10 protein-coding genes and 1 tRNA gene are annotated in these 15,933 nt (G+C 66.4%); 8 read left to right on the top strand and 3 right to left on the bottom strand.

Translation table 11 applies throughout. From position 1 onward, the window contains the following. Positions 1-50 precede the first annotated feature (50 nt). Together glmS and glmU are read right to left on the bottom strand one after the other, a co-directional pair. Entirely contained in the window at positions 51-1,874 is a 1,824-nt protein-coding gene (glmS, locus tag BLW40_RS05365; RefSeq protein WP_074766279.1) for a glutamine--fructose-6-phosphate transaminase (isomerizing), read from the bottom strand. Positions 1,875-1,880: 6 nt separating this feature from the next. Beyond that, positions 1,881-3,224 (bottom strand): bifunctional UDP-N-acetylglucosamine diphosphorylase/glucosamine-1-phosphate N-acetyltransferase GlmU, encoded by a 1,344-nt coding sequence (gene glmU / locus BLW40_RS05360; RefSeq protein WP_074766277.1) that lies wholly within the window; start codon positions 3,222-3,224, stop codon positions 1,881-1,883. A 94-nt stretch (positions 3,225-3,318) separates the two neighbouring features. Here glmU and gph point away from each other — a divergent pair, with 94 nt between their 5' ends. From gph to BLW40_RS05335, 5 genes are all read left to right on the top strand, one after another. Beyond that, entirely contained in the window at positions 3,319-4,272 is a 954-nt protein-coding gene (gene gph / locus BLW40_RS05355) for a phosphoglycolate phosphatase (RefSeq protein WP_074766274.1), read from the top strand. 159 nt (positions 4,273-4,431) lie between these two features. Next, on the top strand, positions 4,432-4,878 hold the full coding sequence (locus BLW40_RS05350; RefSeq protein ID WP_074766272.1) for a response regulator: 447 nt from the start codon (positions 4,432-4,434) through the stop codon (positions 4,876-4,878). Between the two features lie 13 nt (positions 4,879-4,891). Next, a complete protein-coding gene (locus BLW40_RS05345) occupies positions 4,892-7,375 on the top strand; it encodes an EAL domain-containing protein (protein ID WP_074766270.1) in 2,484 nt (827 codons plus the stop codon). A gap of 127 nt (positions 7,376-7,502) precedes the next feature. After that, a tRNA-Val gene (locus BLW40_RS05340) sits at positions 7,503-7,577 on the top strand. A gap of 129 nt (positions 7,578-7,706) precedes the next feature. Then, positions 7,707-8,624, top strand: a complete 918-nt coding sequence (locus tag BLW40_RS05335) for a bestrophin family protein (RefSeq protein ID WP_074766268.1) — start codon at positions 7,707-7,709, stop codon at positions 8,622-8,624. Between the two features lie 162 nt (positions 8,625-8,786). On the opposite strand, the gene BLW40_RS05330 is transcribed toward BLW40_RS05335, so the two are convergent. Beyond that, positions 8,787-10,040, bottom strand: coding sequence for a D-amino acid dehydrogenase (locus tag BLW40_RS05330; protein ID WP_074766389.1), 1,254 nt, complete (start codon positions 10,038-10,040; stop codon positions 8,787-8,789). A gap of 96 nt (positions 10,041-10,136) precedes the next feature. Here BLW40_RS05330 and BLW40_RS05325 point away from each other — a divergent pair, with 96 nt between their 5' ends. From BLW40_RS05325 to scpA, 3 genes are read left to right on the top strand one after another with little or no spacing between them, the layout of a single operon-like run. Beyond that, positions 10,137-11,567: a bifunctional ADP-dependent NAD(P)H-hydrate dehydratase/NAD(P)H-hydrate epimerase gene (locus BLW40_RS05325; RefSeq protein WP_074766266.1), complete on the top strand. Its 1,431-nt coding sequence runs from the start codon at positions 10,137-10,139 to the stop codon at positions 11,565-11,567. Positions 11,568-11,623: 56 nt separating this feature from the next. Beyond that, positions 11,624-13,609 (top strand): methylmalonyl-CoA mutase family protein, encoded by a 1,986-nt coding sequence (locus BLW40_RS05320; RefSeq protein ID WP_074766263.1) that lies wholly within the window; start codon positions 11,624-11,626, stop codon positions 13,607-13,609. Further along, positions 13,609-15,810: a methylmalonyl-CoA mutase gene (gene scpA / locus BLW40_RS05315; RefSeq protein WP_074766261.1), complete on the top strand. Its 2,202-nt coding sequence runs from the start codon at positions 13,609-13,611 to the stop codon at positions 15,808-15,810. The genes BLW40_RS05320 and scpA overlap by 1 nt, the downstream gene beginning before the upstream one ends. Positions 15,811-15,933 lie beyond the last annotated feature (123 nt).

Genomic DNA, 15,933 nt, shown 5'->3' with positions numbered 1-15,933 from the left:
CGCCCCCGCTTGGACGCACAGACCTCCAAGCGGGCACGGGGCAACGGGGATTACTCGACCGTGACGCTTTTGGCGAGATTGCGCGGCTGATCGACGTCGGTGCCCTTGGCGATGGCGACGTGATAGGCCAGCAACTGCACCGGAATCGCATAAAGCAGCGGCGCGACAAAGGTCGCCACCGCAGGCAGTTCGATCGTGGCCGCGACCTTGGCCGACAGACGGTCGATGCCGGACCGGTCGGACAGGAAGATCACCCGGCCGCCGCGCGCCACCACTTCCTGCACGTTCGAGGCGGTCTTGTCGTACAGATCGTCGGACGGACAGATCACGATCACCGGCACCGAATCGTCGATCAGGGCGATCGGGCCGTGCTTCAACTCGCCCGCCGCATAGCCTTCGGCGTGGATGTAGCTGACTTCCTTCAGCTTCAACGCGCCTTCCAGCGCGATCGGATAGCCGGTGCCGCGGCCGAGATACAGCACGTCGCGGGCTTCGGCGACAGAGGGAGCGATGGCGCGGATCGCGCTGTCGTCACGCAGCACATCGGCGACGCGGGCGGGCACTTCGGCCAGGGCGCGGCAAACCTCGGCCTCGGCGGCACGATCCAGCGCCCCCTTGGCCCGACCCAGCGCCACCGCCAGACCGGCCAACACCGTCAATTGGGTGGTGAACGCCTTGGTCGAGGCGACGCCGATCTCCGGCCCGGCCAGGGTCTCCAACACACCGTCGGCCTCGCGGGCGATGGTGCTTTCCGGGACGTTGACCAGGGCCAGGCAATGCTGGCCGTTGGCGCGGCAATGGCGCAACGCGGCCAGGGTATCGGCGGTTTCGCCCGATTGGGAAATGAAGATCGCCAGACCGCCCGCTTCGAGCGGCGGCGAGCGATAGCGGAATTCCGAGGCGATATCAACCTCGACCGGAACCCGCGCCAATTGCTCGACCCAGTATTTGGCGACCATTCCAGCGTAATAGGAGGTGCCGCAGGCGATGATCCGCACCCGCGCGATCCCGGCCAGATCGAACGGCAGATGCGGCAAGGTGATCGTCCGCTCCGCCGGGTTCAGCATCGTCTTCAAGGTGCCGCCGATCACTTCCGGCTGCTCGTAGATTTCCTTCAACATGAAGTGACGGTGCTGTCCCTTGCCGATCAGCGCCCCGGACAGATTGGTCTGGCGCACCTCGCGCTCGACCGGGCGTCCCTCACGGTCGCAGATCGAGACGGTGGTGGCGGTGATCACGGCGCGGTCACCGTCATCGAGATAGCTGATCCGCCGGGTCAAGGGCGCCAGCGCCAGCGCGTCCGAGCCCAGATACATCTCGCCCTCGCCATAACCGATCGCCAGCGGCGATCCCTGACGGGCGGCGATCATCATCTCGGGACGACCGGCAAAGATGATCCCCAGCGCGAAGGCACCGTGGAGCCGGGCCAGGGCGCGGTCGGTCGCCTCGACCGGCTCGAACCCCTGGGCCAGCAAATGGTCGATCAGCTGCGCCACCGCCTCGGTGTCGGTATCGCTCTCGAACACCTGACCGGCTTTGGTCAGTTCCAACTTCAGTTCCTGGAAGTTCTCGATGATCCCGTTATGAACCACCGCAACGCGGGAGGTGGCGTGAGGATGGGCGTTGCGCTCGGTCGGAACGCCATGGGTGGCCCAGCGGGTATGGCCGATCCCGGTGCTGCCGCCCAAAGGCTGGGTCTTCAGCAGATTTTCGAGATTGACCAGCTTGCCCTCGGCGCGGCGGCGGTCGATCCGCCCCTCGACCAAGGTGGCGATCCCGGCAGAATCGTAGCCGCGATATTCCAGCCGCCGAAGCCCTTCGACCAGCAAGGGCGCGGCATCTTGCCGACCGACGATTCCGACGATACCGCACATGCCCGCTTACCCCTTCTTGCCGCGCTGCTGATCCCGGAACGTGTCGGCCCAGCCGGGAATATCGGCCTGAACTCCACGCGCCACCGCCAGCGCCCCGGGATCGACGTCCCGCGTAATGACCGAACCGGCTCCGACGATCGCGCCGTCGCCGATCTTGACCGGGGCGACCAAGGCGCTGTTCGAGCCGATGAAGGCCCCTGCGCCGATATCGGTGAAGGATTTCGCAAAGCCGTCGTAATTGCAGGTGATCGTCCCCGCCCCGACATTGGCCCCCGCGCCGATGCGGGCATCGCCGATATAGGTCAGGTGGTTGACCTTGGCCCCGGTCTCGACGGTGGCGGCCTTGATCTCGACGAAATTGCCGATATGAGCCGAGGCTCCGATGTTGGCGCCGGGACGCAGCCGGGCATACGGACCCAGCGTCGCGCCATCGGCGACGGAGCAGCCCTCGAAGTGACAGAAGCCGCGAATTTCGACCCGGTTGCCGATCGTGACGCCGGGGCCGAACACGACATGCGGCCAGATCACGACATCCTGGCCGATCTTGGTATCCCAACTGAACCACACCGAGGCCGGGTCGATCAGGGTCGCGCCGCCCTCCATCGCCGCATCGCGCAATTTGGCCTGGATCACCGCTTCGGCGATCGCCTGCTCGGCCCGCGAATTGACGCCAAGCAGTTCGATCTGCTCGCCCTCGACAAAGCTGCAACAGCAGCCGTCGGCGCGCGCCAGCGCCACCGCGTCGGTCAGGTAATATTCGCCCTTGCTGTTGGTGGTGGGGTCGATCCGGTCGATCAGGCTCCACATCCGCCGCCCGTCCAGCGCCATCACCCCGGAATTGCACAGCGGGTTCTCGCGCTGCTCGCGGGTGGCGTCGCGGTACTCGACGATTGCCTTCAGCCCTTCGGCCCCGACCACCAACCGTCCGTATTCGCTGGCTTTGTCGGGCTTGAAGCCCAGCACCACCACCGCCGGATCGCGCGGACCGCGCCGTTCGGCCAACAGCCGGAGCAGCGTCTCGGCGGTAATCAACGGGGTGTCGCCGTAAAGGACGATCACGTCGCCGTCGAATTCGCCCAACGCGGCGCGGGCCTGGGCCACGGCATGGCCGGTGCCCAGACGCTGGACCTGGACCACGGTGGGAACCGGGGCGACAGCGGCGCCGACCGAGTCCATGTCAGGTCCAACGACGACGACGACGCGGTCGGGGGAAAGAGAATGCACCGTGTCCATCAGATGGCGGATCATCGGCCGACCGGCCAGAGGATGCATCACTTTGGGCAAAGTGGATTTCATACGGGTGCCCATGCCAGCGGCAAGGACGATGACGGCAAGCGCGCGGGAAGCCATAATAGCGGCGTGAACCCAATCTGTTGCGGCAGTCGCGGCAACGTGCCACAACGGTCGCCCCCGGCCAAGTCAATCTTTGTTACGGTAGGTTTCGATGTCGCTTCTCACCTCGCCGCCTCGGGCCGTCCTGTTCGATCTCGACGGCACCTTGATCGATTCGCTGCCGGATCTGGTGGCGGCGGTCAACCGGATGCTGGCCGCATGGGACCGGGCGCCGCTATCGGCCAATGCGGTCAAGGCGCTGGTCGGCGGCGGGGCCGCGATCCTGGTCGAGCAGGCTTTCCTGACCACCGGCGGACCGGTCGATCTGCCGGTCGAGGACTTGCTGCACCGCTTCATGGCCGATTACGAGCCGCGCTCGGCCGAATCGACCCGCCCCTGGCCCGCCGTGATCGAGACCCTGACCCGACTGAAAGAAGCCGGTTTGGCGCTGGCCGTCTGCACCAACAAGCCGAGCGGTGCAACCAAGGTGGTTCTGGCCAAGCTGGGGCTGGCCGATTTCTTCGATGTCGTCGTCGGGGCCAACGACACCCCGGCCTTAAAGCCCGACCCGATCCACATCCAGGTGATCCTCGATAGTTTGGGGGTCACGGCGGAGCAGGCGGTGATGGTGGGCGATTCCTATAACGACATCGCGGCGGCGCGGGCAGCGGGAGTCGCTACCGTTGCGGTCTCGTTCGGTTATGCCCACGGCCCGGTTGCCGAACTGGGCGCAAACCGGATCATCGACGATTACCGCGAGCTGCCCGCGCTGCTGGGACTCGACCGGCCGCCGCCCGGTCTGGCCGATCTGCAACCCGCCTTCGCGCGGGAAATGGCGCGCGATAGCGACATTCTGCGCGACTTACTGGCGGGCGACGACCGCGCCGCCCTTTCCGATCACGTCCACGCGATGCGCGGCAAGTGCGCGATGTTCGGTCAACCCGATCTGGCCGACCGTCTGGGCGGTCTGGAAGAGGAAACCCTGCGGGCCAGTCCGGCGGAACTGGAGCGGCTGGCCCAGCCGATCTTCACGCGACTCGAGCGGCTGGCGTCGGAAACCCCATAACGCTACAATTGATTTCGTCCAGATTATTTCTAATCCCTCCCGACCGGTCGGATGGAGGGATGCCGGGCGTCCTTGGGCGATGGCAACGCGGGTTCCAACCGACCCTGCCTTATATTATAGTCCAAATGGATATTTTCGCGCAGGACGGGGAGAGAGCATTTGAGTCAACGGAACGCACCCGAAACCTTTGACATTCTTCTGGTCGAGGACAATCCCGGCGACGCCCGTCTGGCTCAGGAGGCTCTGAAGGAAGGGCGGATGACCAGCCGTTTGAAGGTCGTGGTCGATGGCGTCGAGGCGATGGCCTATCTGCGGCACGAAGGCGTTTACGCCGATTCCCCCCGTCCCGATCTTGTCCTGCTCGACCTCAATTTGCCCCGCAAGGATGGGCGGCAGGTTCTGGCCGAGATGAAGGAAGACCCCGAACTCCGCCGCATTCCGGTGGTGGTCCTGACCACCTCGCAGGCCGGTCAGGACATTTTGCGCAGCTACGATCTCCATGCCAATTGCTACATCACCAAGCCGGTTGACCTCGATCGTTTTATCTCGGTGGTACGCTCGATCGAAGAATATTGGTGCTCGGTGGTGACGCTGCCGCCGCGCTGACCGGCTCCGCGCCATGGCCCCACCCGCCCTTCCGTCGCTGCTGTCAGTCCTGGTCATCGAGGACAATCCCGGCGATGCGCGTCTGGTCCAGGCCTATCTGGAAGAGGATCGGGTCCGCCCCTTCGCGGTCACCTGCGTCAGCTATCTGTCCGAAGCGCTCGATTTCCTGAAGACACATACGGTCGATGTCGTGCTGCTCGATCTGTCGCTGCCGGATTCGATCGGGCTGGGCGGTCTGGCGCAATTGCGGCTGGCCGCGCCGCTGTTGCCGGTGGTGGTGCTGACCGGCACCATCGACGAGGGACTGGCGCTCGAAGCGCTGCGGCAGGGAGCGCAGGATTATCTGGTCAAGGGCCAGGGCGAGGGCGAATTGGTGCGCCGCGCGATCCGCTATGCGATCGGCCGCTCGCGCGCCGACGCCGCCCTGCGCGAAAGCGAGGCGCGGTTCCGCGCCCTGTTCGAGAATGCCGGAGCGGGCGTGATCCTGACCGATGCCGGGGGGCATTACCTGCATTGCAATCCTGCCTTCTGCGCGATGGTCGGCTATAGCGAATCCGAGTTGCACCGGATGACCTTTCGCGACATCTCGCACCCCGACGACCGCGACGCCGTCACCCAACTCTACCGCCAAGTGATCGGCGGCGAGATCGACAGTTGCGACATCACCAAGCGCTATCTCAACCGCGACGGTTCGGTGCGCTGGGGTCGCCTGACCGTGACCCCGATCCGCGAAGCCGAAGCCGGTCGGCTGCATCGCGCTGTCGCGGTGGTCGAGGATGTGACCGAAACCAAGCGTCTTGAAGATCACATGCGCCTCGCCGCGACGGTGTTCGAGAATACCGGCGAGGGATTGTTCGTCACCGACAACCGGCGGCGGATCATCCACGTCAACCCCGCTTTTACCGTGCTGACCGGCTATACTCCCGAGGACGTGCTGGGCAAGACTCCGCGCATCTTGTCCTCGGGCCGTCACCCGCCCGATTTCTACGAGCGGATGAACGAGAGTCTGACCCGGACCGGGCGCTGGCAGGGCGAGATGTGGAACCGGCGCAAGACCGGCGAAATGTTCGCCGAGTGGCTGAATATCGCCGAAGTCCGCGACGAGCGCGAGCAGCTCACCCATTACGTCGCGGTGTTCTCCGACATCACCTCGCGCAAGGAAGACGAGGAGCGGCTCAGCTATCAGGCCAACCACGACCCGCTGACCCGGCTGCCCAACCGCACCTTGTTCCAGGAGCGGCTGTCGCGGGCGCTGACCCGCGCTCACCGCAACCACTCGATCGTGACCCTGCTGTTCATCGACCTAGACCATTTCAAGCAGGTCAACGACACGCTGGGCCACCTTGCCGGGGACTGCCTGTTGCAGCAGGTGGCCGACCGCCTGTCGTCGTGCGTCCGCCAGGGCGACACCATCGCCCGGCTGGCCGGGGACGAATTCACCGTGATCCTCGAAGACATCACCGAGGCCAGGGACAGCGCCGTCGTCGCCCAGAAAATCCTGTCGCTGATGGCCGAACCGTTCGATCTTCAGGGGCACGAGGCGCGGATCAGTTCGTCGATCGGCGTCGCCCTCTATCCCACCGATGCCGAAGATCCTCAGACCCTGATCAAACTGGCCGACGCCGCGATGTATCAGGCGAAGAATCAGGGCCGCAACGCCTGCCGCTTCCATTCCGAATCGGTCTATGCCCAGGCGTTCGAGCGGCTGGGACTGGAAAACTCGCTCCGCCTTGCCGTCGAGCGCAACGAGTTCGAGCTTTATTACCAGCCGGTCTTCGCCGCCGCCACCGGCCGGGTCGTCGCCCTCGAAGCCCTGCTGCGCTGGCATCACCCCGAAATCGGCCTGATGGCGCCCGACCATTTCCTGCCGCTGGCCGAGGAAACCGGGCTGATCCTGCCGATTGGCCGTCTGGCGCTGGACTCCGCCTGCCGACAGGCCCGGGTCTGGCTGGACCGGGGCATCGCCCCGCCCCGGGTCAGCCTCAATCTGTCGCCACGCCAGTTCCACGCCCCCGACCTAGCCAGCGATATCCAGGCGGCACTGGCCGCGAGCGACCTGCCCGCAGCGATGTTCGAAATCGATCTGCCCGAATCCTGCCTGACCGAGCGGGAAGCCGATACCGACGCCCAGTTCGCCCGTCTGAAGACCTTGGGCATCAGCATCGCGATCGACGATTTCGGCTCGGGCCATTCCTCGTTCAGCCTGTTGCGGCAGGTGCAGACCGACACCCTGAAGATCAGCCAGGATCTGGTCCGCAATCCCGCCGACAGTTCGGGCAACGCCGAAGTGATCCAGGCCATCGTCGCGGTCGCCCACGGCCTGCACATCCGGGTGGTCGCGCCGGGGATCGAGACGGTCGAGCAACTGACGACGATGACCGGCTTCGAGTGTGACATGCTCCAGGGCTTTTTGTTCGCCCACCCGGCGACGGCGACCGAAATCACCGCCTTTCTGCTGAGCGGGGAGCCGCCGCCGGTGCTGGCGAAACGAAAGTGATCGCCCTCCTCCGATTTAGCCGTTGCATCGCCTCACGGAATTGGGTAGAAGGTCGGCCTCCGCACCGGAGCCGCTGGGGCAGCCCCCCAGACAGACACCGGAGCGGCCCGCAGGAAATGGTTTTTAAGGGCGCGTAGCTCAGCGGGAGAGCATTCGCTTCACACGCGAAGGGTCACAGGTTCAATCCCTGTCGCGCCCACCATTCCTCCCCTTCCGATCCGGAAGGACCGCATTCCCCGATCCGGTAAAGCGATTTTTGTCGCCCCCCTTCGCGGCGACGAATCGGCTATAAGGGACGACAGGCTTCCCCCCTGCCCCGGACGTCCCCGTCATGATCATCAGAGACCGCCCCGCCGCCTGGCGTCTGTTCTTCGCCGTGCGCGGCTCGATCCTTCATCGCATCAAATGGGAAGTGACGACCACCGTCTGCATCGCAATCGGCGTCACGATCCTGCATGGACGGGTGTTCGACACCAAGATCACCCTGACCCCGATTCCGTTCAGCCTGATCGGTCTCGCCCTGGCGATCTTCCTCGGCTTTCGCAACAGCGCGACCTATGACCGCTGGTGGGAAGGCCGCAAGCAATGGGGCGATCTGGTCATCCACGCCCGCACGCTGGCCCGACTGTGCTTGACCCATATCCGCCCGCGCGACGGCGACGACCTCGCCGCAATCCAGGTGCGGCGGATCGTCGCCTTCACCCATTCCCTGCGCCACGCCCTGCGCGGCAGCGAGGATCGCGACAGCGCCGCCTTTCTACCGGAACAGGAACGCGCGGCCGTGCTGGGCTCGGTCAATCCGTCCAACCGCATCCTGGCCGCCGTCAGCGCCGATCTGGCCAAGGCCGCCGCGGCGGGGCGGGTCGATCCGATGATCGCCGCCACCATCGAACAGAACGTCACCGCGTTGGCCGGAGTCCAGGCCGGGTGCGAGCGGATCAGCGGCACCCCGCTGCCGTTCTCCTATACCCTGCTGTTGCATCGGACGGCGCATATGTACTGCCTGATGCTGCCGTTCGGTCTGGTCGATACGATCGGCTTTGCCACCCCGGTGGTGGTCGGGCTGATCTCCTACACCTTCTTCGGCCTGGACACGATCGCCGACGAAATCGAAGACCCGTTCGGGATGCTGCCCAACAATCTGCCGCTGGACGCGATCTCGCGCCGGATCGAGATCGACCTGCGCGACGCCCTGGGCGATACCGACCTGCCGGAGATGCTCCAGCCGGTCGAATCCTGCCTGATGTAGGGGAAGGCCTGATACCAAATCCCAATTGAGTGGACCTCATGGGGATTTGGGTCTAGGCCCAAGGGGCCGCGCGGCTTATGGCCTGGGAAGGCAAGGGTTTCTTCGATCCCCGCCCGCCGTTTGAGGGCCTCGGTGATCGGTTCCGATCACCGAGACAAGGTATTACAGCCGCTCCATCCCCAAACCGGCGGGGTCGATGTCGGGACGGCGTCCGGCGATCAAATCGGCCAGCAGACGGCCCGAGCCGCAGGCCATCGTCCAGCCCAGCGTGCCGTGACCGGTGTTGAGCCACAGATTACGGAACGGAGTCGCCCCGATCAACGGCACCCCGTCGGGAGTGGTCGGACGCAAGCCGGTCCACGGTTCGGCGCGGCTGTAATCGCCGCCCTCGGGGAACATCTCGCGCGCCCGCGCCGTGATCGCCGCCACACGGGACGGCGTCAAGGTCAGGTCGAAACCGGTCATTTCCGCAGTTCCGGCAACGCGCAGCCGCTCGCCCAGGCGGGAATAGACGATCTTGTGCTCGTCATCGGTGATCGAGACAGAGGGCGCGCCCAGATGGGTATCGACCGGAACCGTGATCGAATAGCCCTTGGCCGGAACGATTGGCAGACGCAGCCCGAGCGGCCGGACCAGGGCCGGGCTGACACAGCCGGTCGCCAGCACATAGGCATCGGCCTCGATCGTCCCGCTATCGGTGACAAGTCCGCCGATGCGGTCGCCGTCGCGCCGCAAGCCCCGCACCGCGACGTTCCAGCGAAAGCGCGCTCCCCGCGCCGCCGCCAGGGCAGCCAGCGCCTGGGTGAAGCGGTGGGCATCGCCGCTTTCGTCGCCGGGGGTAAAGATACCACCAGCCAATTCGGGGACGACATTGGCCAAAGCCGGTTCGATCCGGGCGCATTCGGCGGGAGTCTTCACCAGCCGCTCCAGCCCGTGGTCGAGCATCATCCCGGCGGTGGCGCTGGCATGGGCGAATTCACGGGCATCGCGATAGATATGCAGGATGCCTTCGGTCCGCTGATCATAGGCGATCTTGGTCTGGTCGCGCAGATCGCGCAAGGATTGGCGCGAATAAAGCGCCAGCCGCAAGGCGCGCTCGGTATTGAGCTTGGCCCGACCGGGGGTGCAATTGGCCAGGAAGCTCAAGCCCCACGCCCATAATTCGGGATCCCAGCGCCGCCAGCGCATCAGCAGCGGGGCGTCCTCGCGCCCCAGCCAGTGCAGGATCTTCGGCAGCACGGTCGGATTAGCCCACGGTTCGGCATGACAGGGCGAGATCTGCCCGCCATTGGCAAAGCTGGTTTCCAGCCCGGCCGCTTCGCGCCGTTCCAGAACCTCGACCTCGTGCCCCTCCCCGGTCAGATACCAGGCGGCAGCGGTCCCAACCACGCCGGCTCCGATGACGATGATCTTCACCAGCAATCCTCCCTACCGAAAACACGCTCACACTACAGCATGTAGTTCAGCAACCCGCCCTTGGCAAATGCGGCATGGCCGCGATAGGCTTCCCGCATGGCTCACGAAGTGCTCACCGTCGCCGAAATGGCCCGTGCCGACGCCCTCTCCATCGCTGCCGGGATCGCGGGCGAGCGGCTGATGGAGGCCGCCGGTTGGGCGGTGGCACGCCAGGCCGCCCGCCGCTTGCCGCGCGGACGGATCGCCATTCTGTGCGGCCCCGGCAACAATGGCGGCGACGGTTTTGTCGCCGCCCGCCTGCTCGCCCGCCGGGGCTGGGCGGTGCGGGTGGCACTGCTGGGCGAGTCCTCTGCGCTCAAGGGCGATGCCGCCCGGATGGCGGCACGCTGGACCGGCCCGGTCGAAGCGCTGTCGCCGCACAGCCTCGACGGATGCGCGGGCGTGATCGACGCCCTGTTCGGAGCCGGGCTGTCCCGCCCGCTCGAGGGCGTCGCCCGTGCCGTGATCGAAGAGATCATCCGCCGCCGCCTGCCGACAATCGCAGTCGATGTTCCCTCGGGCATCGATGGCGACAGCGGCGAGATCAGGGGCGCGGCGGTGGACTGTCTCGCCACCGTCACCTTTTTTCGCAAGAAGCCGGGCCATTGTCTGCTGCCCGGCCGTCTCAAATGCGGCGAGATCGTCGTGGCCGACATCGGTATTCCGGAAGCGGTGCTGGACGAGATCGCGCCGCCCGCCGCCGAGGCCATCGCCCACCCTCCCCCCGCGCCCAAGGTTGACGGCCACAAATACCGGCGCGGCCATGTCCTGGTCATCGCCGGAAGCACGATGACCGGCGCGGCCCGTCTGGCGGCGCTGGCGGCACGACGGATCGGAGCCGGGCTGGCGACGATCGCCGCCCCCGCCGAAGCCCTGGCCTCGCTGCGGGCGACGGAACCGGGCACCTTGATCGCCGCGCTGGAACCGTTCGAGGCGCTGCTGGCCGATCCCCGCCGCAACGCGATCGTGATCGGCCCCGGGGCCGGACGCGGCGCGGCGACGGCGGCACGCACCCTGGCCGTTCTCGCCACCGCTCGCCCAGCGGTGCTCGACGCCGATGCCCTGACCAGCTTTACCGACGCCCCCGACCGTCTGTTCAAGGCGTTGTCGCCCTTGGCGGTGCTGACCCCCCATGACGGCGAGTACGAATGCCTGTTCGGCCGCGGCGAGGGAAGCCGGTTGGCCCGCGCCCGCCGGGCGGCGACACAAGCGGGCGCGGTGGTGCTGCTGAAAGGCCCCGACACGGTGATCGCCCACCCGGATGGACGGGCCAGACTCCTCACCAACGCCCCACCCGATCTGGCCACCGCCGGGTCGGGAGACGTGCTGGCCGGGATCATCGGCGGGCTGCTGGCCCAGGGATTGCCACCATTCGATGCCGCCGCGACCGGTGCTGCACTGCACGCTCGGGCCGGGCGGCTGGCCGGACGGGGGATGATTGCGGAAGATATGATGGAATCATTACGAATACCCTCATTTTTCGCCTGATACGCTCCGTTCCTCCGCGTATAGTGCCCGCCGTTGTCTGACATCAGGTTGAGACCATGAGTGACCCTTCCTTGAAGCTTGCGTCCGAATTTCCCGTTCCCGATCGCGCGCAGTGGCTGGCGCTCGTCGATAAGGCGCTGAAGGGCGCCCCCTTTGATAAGAAGTTACTGACACGGCTCTATGAAGGGATCGTGGTTCAACCGCTCTATACCCGCGCCGATGTCGATGGCGCGACCGACCCGTCCGGTTTCCCGGGGGCCAGCCCGTTCGCGCGCGGCGGCCGTGCCTCGGGCGCGGGAACCGAGGGGTGGGAAATTCGCAGCGAGCACAGCGCTGCGCTGCCCGCCGACGCCAATTCCGCGATCCTCGACGATCTGATGCGCGGCGCGACCGCGATCCATCTCCGCCTCGACAGCGCCGCCCGCAGCGGCCGCGCCACCGAGGCCGCTTTGTGGGGCGAAGGCGGCATCGCGATCCATAGTGCCGACGATCTCGACCGCACCTTGAAGGGCGTCCTGCTCGAATTCGTCCCGCTGTCGCTCGAGGCCGGGGCCAGCGCCGACCGCGCCGCCGAATTGCTGACCGCTCTGTGGCGCAGCCGGGGCACCCGCCCCGATCAGGCCCGAGGCTCGTTCGGGATCGACCCGCTCGGCACGCTGGCCGCCGAAGGCCGCCTGACCGCGACGATCGAAGACAGCCTGTCCCGGATGGCCCAGATTGCCGCCAGCACCGCGCGGGACTGGCCGAACGCCACCGCGATCGGCATCGATACCGGCGCCTATCACGATGCGGGCGCGACCACGACCCAGGAACTGGCCGCCGCAATGGCGACCGGCACCGCCTATCTGAAGGCGATGACCGCCGCCGGTCTCGACATCTCGACCGCTCTTGGCCAGATCGGCTTTACCCTGTCGGTCGATTGCGATCAGTTCCTCTCGATCGCCAAGCTGCGCGCGGCGCGGATGATGTGGGCCAGAATCGCCGAAGCTTGCGGTGCGCCTGAACCCGCGCGGCGGATGCGTCTGCTGGCTCGGACCAGCCGCCGGATGATGTCGAAGCGCGATCCGTGGGTGAATCTGCTGCGGACCACCGTCGCCGGGTTCGCCGCCGGTGTCGGCGGGGCCGACAGCGTCGCGGTGTTGCCGTTCGATGCCGAATTGGGGCCGTCGGACCCCTTCTCCCGCCGCATCGCCCGCAACATCCAGATTCTGCTGAAGGAAGAATCCTCGCTGTCGCAGGTGATCGATCCGGCGGGCGGCTCGTGGTATGTCGAGACTCTGACCCGTCAGGTCGCCGAGGCCGCCTGGGCCGAGTTCCAGATGATCGAAAGCGCGGGCGGGATGGCCGCCGCGCTGATCAACGGCTCGCTGGCCGAGCGGATCGCCTTGTCCTGGGCCGAGCGCGAAAAGAACATCGCCCGGCGCAAGGACTCGCTGACCGGGATCAGCGAGTTCCCCAACCTGCACGAGCGTCCCGTCGAGCGTCCGCTGCCCGACTTGAAGCCGCTGCGGGCCGAAGCCGCCGGAGCTCTGGCCGGAGCGGGCGGCGCGGCGGAACCGGGGGTCAGCATCGCCCCCCTGCCCCGTCACCGTCTGGGCGAAGCGTTCGAGGCGTTGCGCGACGACGCCGAATCCTTCCGCAACCGCACCGGCAACTGGCCGCGTCTGTTCCTGGCCAATCTCGGCCCGGTCGCCAGCCACACCGCCCGCGCCACCTACGCCAAGAATTATTTCGAAGCGGGCGGGATCGAGACGTTGAGCAATGACGGCTTCACCGATGCCGCCGCCTGCGTCGCCGCGTTCAAGGCCAGCGGGGCCCGCATCGTCGCCCTGTGCGGCAGCGACGGCCTCTATGACAGCCACGCCGTCGCCTTTGCCCAGGCGTTGAAGCAGGCCGGAGCCGAGTGTCTGTACCTCGCCGGTAATCCCGGCGAGCGCAAGGCGGATTATGCCGCCGCCGGTGTCGATGAATTCATCTTTATGGGCTGTGACGTGCTGGCCACCCTGCGCGCCGCCCACGCCCGTCTCGGAGTCTGTGCGTGATGTCGAGCTTTCCCGATTTCTCCACCCTGCCCCTGAGCGGTAACGATGCCCAGGGCGATCTTGCCTCGTGGCAGGCGCGCTTTGCCGCCGAGACCGGGCATGGCGCGGACTCCGCGCTGTGGCGGACTCCGGAACTGATCGACGTCAAGCCGCTGTTCTCCGGGGCCGACCTCGCCGGGCTCGACCATCTCGACACCCTGCCCGGCCTGCCGCCGTTCCTGCGCGGGCCGTATCCGACGATGTACGTCAACCAGCCCTGGACGGTGCGGCAATATGCCGGGTTCTCCACCGCCCAGGAATCCAACGCCTTCTATCGCCGCAATCTGGCGGCGGGTCAGAAGGGCCTGTCGGTCGCGTTCGATCTCGCCACCCATCGCGGCTATGATTCCGACCATCCCCGCGTGCCGGGCGATGTCGGCATGGCCGGGGTGGCGATCGATTCGATCCTCGACATGAAGACCTTGTTCGACGGCATCCCGCTCGACCAGATGAGCGTGTCGATGACGATGAACGGCGCGGTGCTGCCAGTGCTGGCCGGGTATATCGTCGCCGCCGAGGAACAGGGCGTCAGCGCGGATAAGCTGTCCGGAACCATTCAGAACGACATTCTGAAAGAGTTCATGGTCCGCAACACCTACATCTATCCGCCCAAGCCCTCGATGCGGATCATTTCGGACATCTTCGCCTATACCGCGCAGAACATGCCGAAGTTCAATTCGATCAGCATCTCGGGCTATCACCTCCAGGAAGCCGGGGCGACCGCCGATCTCGAACTGGCCTATACCCTGGCCGATGGCGTCGAATATGCCCGCGCCGGTATCGCCACCGGGATGACGATCGACCAGTTCGCGCCGCGCCTGTCGTTCTTCTGGGCGATCGGGATGAACTTCTTCATGGAAGTGGCCAAGATGCGCGCCGGGCGCATGCTGTGGGCCAAGCTGATCAAGCAGTTCGACCCGAAAAGCGACAAGTCGCTCAGCCTGCGCACCCACTCGCAGACTTCGGGCTGGAGCCTCACCGCGCAGGACGTCTTCAACAACGTGCCGCGCACCTGCATCGAGGCGATGGCCGCGACCCAGGGCCACACCCAGTCGCTCCACACCAACGCGCTCGACGAGGCGCTGGCCCTGCCGACCGACTTCTCGGCCCGGATCGCCCGCAATACCCAGTTGTTCCTCCAGCAGGAAAGCGGCACCTGCCGCGTCATCGACCCCTGGGGCGGCAGCTATTACGTCGAGCGGCTGACCCGCGAACTGGCCGAAAGCGCCTGGGCCCACATCCAGGAAGTCGAAGCCACCGGCGGCATGGCCAAGGCGATCGAAACCGGCATCCCCAAGATGCGGATCGAGGAAGCCTCCGCCCGCACCCAGGCTCGGATCGATTCCGGCCGCCAGACCGTTCTCGGCGTCAACAAATATCAGGTCGAGGACGACCAGCCGATCGACGTGTTGAAGGTCGATAACACCGCCGTCCGCGCCAGCCAGATCGCCCAGCTTCAGAAGCTGCGCGCCGAGCGTGATTCGGTCCGCTGCCAGCAGACCCTCGACGCCCTGACCAAGGCGGCCGAAACCGGCGAAGGCAATCTGCTCGCCCTTTCGGTCGATGCGATCCGGGCGCGCGCCACCGTCGGCGAAATCTCCTCGGCGCTGGAAACGGTCTATGGCCGCCACAAAGCCGAAATCCGCACCATCTCCGGCGTCTATGCCGGGGAGATCAACAGCCGGGGAGCCGAACGCGTGTCGAAGGTCCAGGAACTGGTGCGCCGCTTCCAGGAATTGGACGGCCGCCGCCCCCGCATCATGGTCGCCAAGATGGGCCAGGACGGCCACGATCGCGGCCAGAAGGTGATCGCCACCGCCTTCGCCGATCTCGGCTTCGACGTCGATGTCGGGCCGCTGTTCCAGACCCCGGAAGAAGCGGCGCGTCAGGCGGTCGAAAACGATTGCCACATCATCGGCGCTTCGTCGCTCGCCGCCGGTCACCTCACCCTGGTGCCCAAGCTGCGCGAAGAACTCGCCAAGCTGGGCGCCGAGGACATGATGATCGTCGTCGGCGGCGTCATCCCGCCCCAGGATTGGGACGAGCTGTATCAGGCCGGTGCCGCCGCGATCTTCCCGCCCGGAACGATCATCAGCGACGCCGCCGAGGATCTGCTGAAGAAACTCGCCGCCCGCCTGGGCTATCCGTCGCTGGCGGCCTAAAACCGCCCAATGTCAAAACCCCCACCGCCTGGATTCGGACGGTGGGGGTTTTTCTTTGGGTGGGAAGGGATTGGGAGGGAAGGAAGCTTTGGGGGCTATGCGCCCCCAATCCCCGCATCGGAA

The organism is Magnetospirillum fulvum (assembly GCF_900108475.1).
In the GTDB taxonomy this organism is placed as follows: domain Bacteria; phylum Pseudomonadota; class Alphaproteobacteria; order Rhodospirillales; family Magnetospirillaceae; genus Phaeospirillum; species Phaeospirillum fulvum_A.
Note: the sequence above shows the minus strand (reverse complement) of the source record. Positions and strands in the feature narration are given on the sequence as shown.

Coding starts and splice junctions, on each gene's coding strand:
- glmS (WP_074766279.1), bottom strand. CDS start 1,874: ATGTGCGGTATCGTCGGAATCGTCGGTCGGCAAGATGCCGCGCCCTTG.
- glmU (WP_074766277.1), bottom strand. CDS start 3,224: ATGGCTTCCCGCGCGCTTGCCGTCATCGTCCTTGCCGCTGGCATGGGC.
- gph (WP_074766274.1), top strand. CDS start 3,319: ATGTCGCTTCTCACCTCGCCGCCTCGGGCCGTCCTGTTCGATCTCGAC.
- BLW40_RS05345 (WP_074766270.1), top strand. CDS start 4,892: ATGGCCCCACCCGCCCTTCCGTCGCTGCTGTCAGTCCTGGTCATCGAG.
- BLW40_RS05335 (WP_074766268.1), top strand. CDS start 7,707: ATGATCATCAGAGACCGCCCCGCCGCCTGGCGTCTGTTCTTCGCCGTG.
- BLW40_RS05325 (WP_074766266.1), top strand. CDS start 10,137: ATGGCTCACGAAGTGCTCACCGTCGCCGAAATGGCCCGTGCCGACGCC.
- BLW40_RS05320 (WP_074766263.1), top strand. CDS start 11,624: ATGAGTGACCCTTCCTTGAAGCTTGCGTCCGAATTTCCCGTTCCCGAT.
- scpA (WP_074766261.1), top strand. CDS start 13,609: ATGTCGAGCTTTCCCGATTTCTCCACCCTGCCCCTGAGCGGTAACGAT.